This window comes from Streptomyces sp. W16, assembly GCF_033194735.1.
Taxonomy (GTDB): Bacteria; Actinomycetota; Actinomycetes; order Streptomycetales; family Streptomycetaceae; genus Streptomyces.
Window position 1 is genome coordinate 1 of sequence record NZ_JAWOAI010000605.1, and the last position, 5,322, is coordinate 5,322.

The 5,322-nt window shown below is 70.4% G+C and carries 5 protein-coding genes; 4 read left to right on the forward strand and 1 reads right to left on the reverse strand.

Features of this window, described 5'->3' with window-relative positions; translation table 11 throughout:
* Positions 1 to 400 precede the first annotated feature (400 nt).
* Positions 401 to 982, reverse strand: a complete 582-nt coding sequence (locus tag R6V09_RS45035) for a TetR-like C-terminal domain-containing protein (RefSeq protein WP_317887269.1) — start codon at positions 980 to 982, stop codon at positions 401 to 403.
* A gap of 123 nt (positions 983 to 1,105) precedes the next feature.
* Here R6V09_RS45035 and R6V09_RS45040 point away from each other — a divergent pair, with 123 nt between their 5' ends.
* The 4 genes from R6V09_RS45040 to R6V09_RS45055 all read left to right on the forward strand — a co-directional run.
* Positions 1,106 to 2,386: a YhgE/Pip domain-containing protein gene (locus tag R6V09_RS45040; RefSeq protein WP_317887270.1), complete on the forward strand. Its 1,281-nt coding sequence runs from the start codon at positions 1,106 to 1,108 to the stop codon at positions 2,384 to 2,386.
* 91 nt (positions 2,387 to 2,477) lie between these two features.
* Positions 2,478 to 3,122 (forward strand): ArsR/SmtB family transcription factor, encoded by a 645-nt coding sequence (locus R6V09_RS45045; RefSeq protein ID WP_317887271.1) that lies wholly within the window; start codon positions 2,478 to 2,480, stop codon positions 3,120 to 3,122.
* Positions 3,119 to 4,411 (forward strand): MFS transporter, encoded by a 1,293-nt coding sequence (locus R6V09_RS45050; RefSeq protein WP_317887272.1) that lies wholly within the window; start codon positions 3,119 to 3,121, stop codon positions 4,409 to 4,411. Before R6V09_RS45045 ends, R6V09_RS45050 begins: the two co-directional genes overlap by 4 nt.
* A gap of 56 nt (positions 4,412 to 4,467) precedes the next feature.
* Positions 4,468 to 5,322 (forward strand): MFS transporter (locus R6V09_RS45055; protein WP_317887273.1); only part of this gene is annotated, 855 nt, incomplete at its 3' end.

Here is a 5,322-nt window from a genome sequence, read left to right on the forward strand (position 1 = left end):
GTGAGCGGTGCGGGACCGGCGGTGCGGGCCCGGAGCAGGGCCGCCGCCAGCCAGGTCATCCCGGCCGTGGCGAGGCCGCTCAGCCCGGAGATCAGATACTTGGCGGGCGCCCCGTCGATCGAGTCGGGCAGCACCTCGAACAGGAACTGGAACACCGCGTATCCGGCGGCCACACACCCGAACCGGCCCAGCCAGCCCACGAACCGGGCCGGCGGACTCCCGCCCGGAGGTACCGGACCGGGCGCTCCCGGCGCTCCCGGCGCTCTCAAGGGACCACGTCCCAGCTGCTGTTGAGACAAGTCGCGCTCCCTCCCCCCGGGGTGGCACGTGACATTCGCGAAGCTTCCAGTCTAAGTGGTCAGCGGTACACCTGGGGCGTGGACCGGAACGGGCGTCTCCGTCAGTCGGCCGCGGCTTCTCGGGGCCAGTGCGTCAGGGCCGTGTCCAACGCGTCGACCACACGCTCCCACGACCGCTGAACGTCACGTGGCGGGCCGAAGCTCCCGGCGGACTCCAGCGCGCAGTAGCCGTGGAAGGTACTGCGCAACAGGCGTACGGCGTCGGTGAGATCGGGTTCCTCCAGACCGTAGGCGCGCAGCAGGCCGTAGGTGATCTCGGCGGTGCGGCGCAGGACGGGGGAGTCGGCGACCAGGGCCTGGTCGATACGGATCTGGGTGGCCGCGTACCGGCCCGGGTGCTCCAGGGCGTAGGCCCGGTAGGCGTCGGCGAAGGCGGCCAGCGCGTCCCGGCCGGAGCGGCCCGCGACCGCGTCCGCGATCCGGTCGACCAGCTCGCCGCCCGCGAGGAACGCGACCCGGGTGCGCAGGTCCTGGAGGTTCCTGACGTGCGAGTACAGGCTCGCGTCCTTCACGCCGAAGCCGCGGGCCAGCGCGGACAGGCTGACGTTCTCGAAGCCGACCTCGTCGGCGAGGTCGGCAGCCGCCGCCACGACACGGTCGGCGGTGAGTCCCGCACGTGGCACGCCGTACCGCCTCTCCCTGACCTGCGACAACCGAGGGGCCCAGAGTAATCGTCGGCAACAAGTGGGGCGTCGGGCGTGTCTCCAGACCGCCGCCACCGGATTCCGGCACCAGACTTGACCACCATGGACGACGACTCCGGCACCCCCGCCCCCACCGGCCTCCGCGCCACCGCACTCCTCGGCCGCCCCAAGCTGTGGCTCATCCCCACCGTGCTCACCGGCCTGCTCGCATTCCTGCTGTCCCTGCTCTACATGGGCGGCATCGTCAACCCCAACCGCGAGCTGAACGACCTGCCCATCGCCCTCGTCAACAGCGACACGGGCAAGCCCCTCACCGGCCGGCAGCAGAACATCGGCACCCAGATCGCCCACGCCATCGTGACGAACACCAGCAGCCGCGCGGCCGACTGGCGCCAGCTCACCAGAGCCAAGGCCCAGCAGGAACTCGACTCCGGCAAGGTCTACGGCGCGCTGGTCATCCCCGCCGACTTCACGGACTCCGTCGCCGCGCTGACGACCACGAACGCCACCGCCCGGCCGACGATCACTGTGCTGACCAACCCCGGCAAGGGCAGCCTCGGCTCCTCCTTCGCGAGCAAGATCTCGACGACCGCGGCCCAGCAGGCCTCCCTGACCATCGGCAAGCAGCTCACGGCGGCAGCCGCGAAGGCCGACTCCACGCGGAAACTGCTCCTCACCGACCCGGTGCGGATCGCCACCCAGGTCGGCCACCCCATCGGCAACAACAGCGGCGTCGGCCTGACCGCCTTCTACTACACCCTGCTGCTGGTCCTGGCCGGCTTCATGGGCGGCAACGTCATCAGCAACGGCGTCGACACGGCCCTCGGCTACGCCGACAACGAGATCGGCCCCTGGCACACCCGCCGCCCCACCGTCCCGATCGACCGCACCCAGACCCTCCTCCTGAAGATGGTCATGACGGCCGGCATCACCCTCCTCAGCGTCTCCCTGATCATGCTCGCCAGTGTCAGCATCCTCGGCATGGACGCCACCCACATCCCGCTGCTGTGGATCTACTCCTACTGCGCGGCCCTCGCCGTCGGCCTCGGCGTGCAGGCCATCAACGCCGCGTTCGGCGGGATCGGCCAGCTGGTCTCCATGTTCGTGTTCATCGTCCTGGGCCTGCCGTCCTCCGGCGCCACCGTCCCCCTCCAAGCCGTCCCCGGCTTCTACCGCTTCCTCTCCCACTTCGAGCCCATGCGCCAACTCAGCGACGGAGTAAGGGCGATCCTCTACTTCGACGCACGCGGCGACGCGGGCCTGACCCGCGCCTGGACCATGATCGGAGTCGGTACGGCCATCGGCCTGCTCTTCGGTTTCGCGATGGTCCGGTACTACGACAGGAAGGGCCACAAACGCCTGACCCCGCAGCCGATGGGCTGAGACTCGACTGCCGGCCCGGATGCGAAGGCTCAACTGCCTGGCTGGATCTGAGAGTTGACTCTCAGACTTTCTGAGAGAACACTCTCGGACCATGGATTCCGGCAATCGCTTCGGCGACATGGAGATATCCGACCCGAAGGCCATGCGCGCGCTGGCCCACCCCGTACGGCTCGCCATTCTCGAACGGCTTCAACGGTACGGACCGGCCACCGCCTCCCGGCTCTCTCCGCACGTGGGTGCCACCCCGTCCGTCACCAGCTGGCATCTGCGCCATCTCGCCGGTTTCGGCCTGGTCCGTGACGCCGAGGGCGGGACGGACCGGAGGGAGCGGCGCTGGGCGGCGGTGGCACCGGGCTTCCGGTTCGAGATGCCGGAGGACGTGGAGGACACGGAAGGCCGGTCGGCCGCACGGGTGTTGGCCGGGGAGATGTTCGCGCGCAACGCCGGCCTGCCCCTGCGCTGGCTCACCGAGACGGCGCCCGGCCTGGAGCCGGAGTGGGCGCGGCTGGCCGGCGCGAACAACACCCGGATCGTGGTGACGGCGGCCGAACTGGCCGCGCTGAAGGACGCGTTGGAGGAACTGATCGCGCCCTACGTCATCCGCGACCCGGACCGACGGCCACCGGACGGCCGGGATGTCCGCCTGCTGATGTACGTGCTGCCGGAAGCCGCCGGGAGCGAGGACCGTGATACGGCCGCGGGTAACCAAGACTGTGACACGGACCCGGCGGAGTGAGCGGCCGTCGGATCACCCGGCCCGCGCCGGGCTCGCTGTGGCGGGACCACCGCTTCGTACGGTTCTGGTGCGGCCAGTCCGTCTCCCAGTTCGGTGACCGCATCTCCGAACTGGTCATGCCTCTCATAGCGGTTGGCGCGTTGCATGCCTCCGCGAACCAGGTCGCCTGGCTGACGGCCCTGGTCTGGACCCCGAACCTGCTCGGCCTGTTCCTGGGCGCCTGGGTCGACCACCATCCCGGCAAACGCCAACTCATGCTGCTGGCCGACCTGTTCCGGGCCGCCGCACTGCTCACCCTCCCGATCGCCTACGCGCTCGGCACGGTGACGCTCGGTCAGCTGTACGCGGTGGCACTGCTGACCGGCGCGGCGGCGGTCGTGTTCAACACGGCCTACTCTTCCTTCTTCGCCCACCTCGTACCGCCGACGTCGTACGTCGAGGCGAACAGCAGGCTCAGCGCGAGCAGATCCGCGTCCTTCGTCGCGGGTCCCGCGATCGGCGGCGTCTTGGTCCAGGTACTGACGGCACCGGTCGCGGTGATCGCCGACGCGCTGTCGTTCGTGGTGTCGGCGTCTCTGCTCGGGCGCATCCGAGTGGACGAACCGACGAACACCGAGGTGGCCGGCCCTTCTCTCCTGCGCCGGGCGAGAGAGGGCCTGGCCTTCGTGCTGGACGAGCCCGTCATACGGGCGGGCCTCCTCTGTGCCACCACCCTCAACTTCTTCACGTTCCTTTCGAGCACCGGCCTGCTGGTCCTCTTCGCCGACCGGGTGCTCCAACTGTCGCCCGGCGCCATCGGGTTGGCGTTCGGGGCGGGCGCGACGGGCGGTGTGCTGGGCGCGCTGGCAACCCCTGCGATCGCCCGCCGGATCGGCGTCGGCCGAGGCGTGGTCATAGGCGCCGTCCTGTACCCCGCCCCCATCGCCCTCCTCGCGGCGGCGACCGGACCGACCTGGGCCCGGCTAGGCATCCTGGGTGCTGCCGAGTTCCTCTCCGCCTTCGGCGTCATGCTCTTCGACGTCAACCTCAACTCGCTGCAGGCATCGGTCGTCCCGAACGGACTGCGCAGTCGCGTGGCGGGCGCGTACAGCACGGTCAACTACGGGGTGCGTCCGCTGGGCGCGCTGGTGGGAGGCGGGCTCGCCACGCTGGTCGGCCTGAGAGTCACGTTGACGGTGGCCGCGGTCGGGGGAGCGCTGTCGGTGCTGTGGTTGATCGCTTCGCCGATACCGGGAACACGGGTGCTGGGACAAGGACCGACCGCGGATGCCGTCACCCACCCGGAGTGACCCGGGCCGCGGTAATTCGTTTCTCAGCCGTCACTCCCCGCCCTAGGGTTGCCGGAATGGCTCAACCCCTCTGGCGGCAACGGGACTTCGCCACCTTCTGGACGGCGCAGACCCTCTCCGTGCTCGGTGACTCCTTCGCGTTGATCGCGCTTCCGCTGCTGGTGCTCCAGGCCACGGGATCGGTCGCGCGGATGGGGCTGCTGACGGCGGTGGGTGGGGCGGCGGCGGTCGTCGCGGCGGTGTTCGCGGGGGTCGTGGTGGACCGGGTCGACCGGCGCAGGCTGCTCATCCGGTGCGATCTGGTGCGCATGGCGCTCTACGGGATCATTCCGCTGGTGTGGTTGTCCGGGCCGCGGATCTGGCTGCTGTACGTGGTGCTGCCGTTGTGCGAGGCCGTCGGCACCTTGTTCGCCGTCGGCTATGTCACCGTCGTCCGCGGGCTGGTCGGCACCGGGCAACTCACCGAGGCCAACGGGCGGTTGAACGCCAGCGCCGCCGCCGCGGGAGTGCTCGGACCGCTCGGCGCCGGAATCGTGGCGGCCTGGAGCGGACCGGCCGCCGCCGTCGGTGTGGACGCGGCCAGCTTCGGGGTGTCGGCAGGCTGTCTGGTGTTCGTACGGTTCCGTGGCCGCCCCGACCCCGAACAGCGGCCGGAACGGGGCGGGTTGTGGCGAGACCTCCGCGTCGGAGTCGCCTTCCTCCGCGGGCACCCGGTACTCCGCGCCCTGACCGCGCTCCTCTTCTGCTTCAGCTTTCTCACCCTCGGCCTCAACGACCTGGTCATCTACCACCTCAAGCACGACCTCGGGCGCGACGACGGAACCGTGGGCACGGTCATGGCGGTCGGCGCGCTCGGCACGATCGCCGGCGCGCTGCTGGTGGCCCGGGTGCGCCGGCGGTTCGGCTTCGGG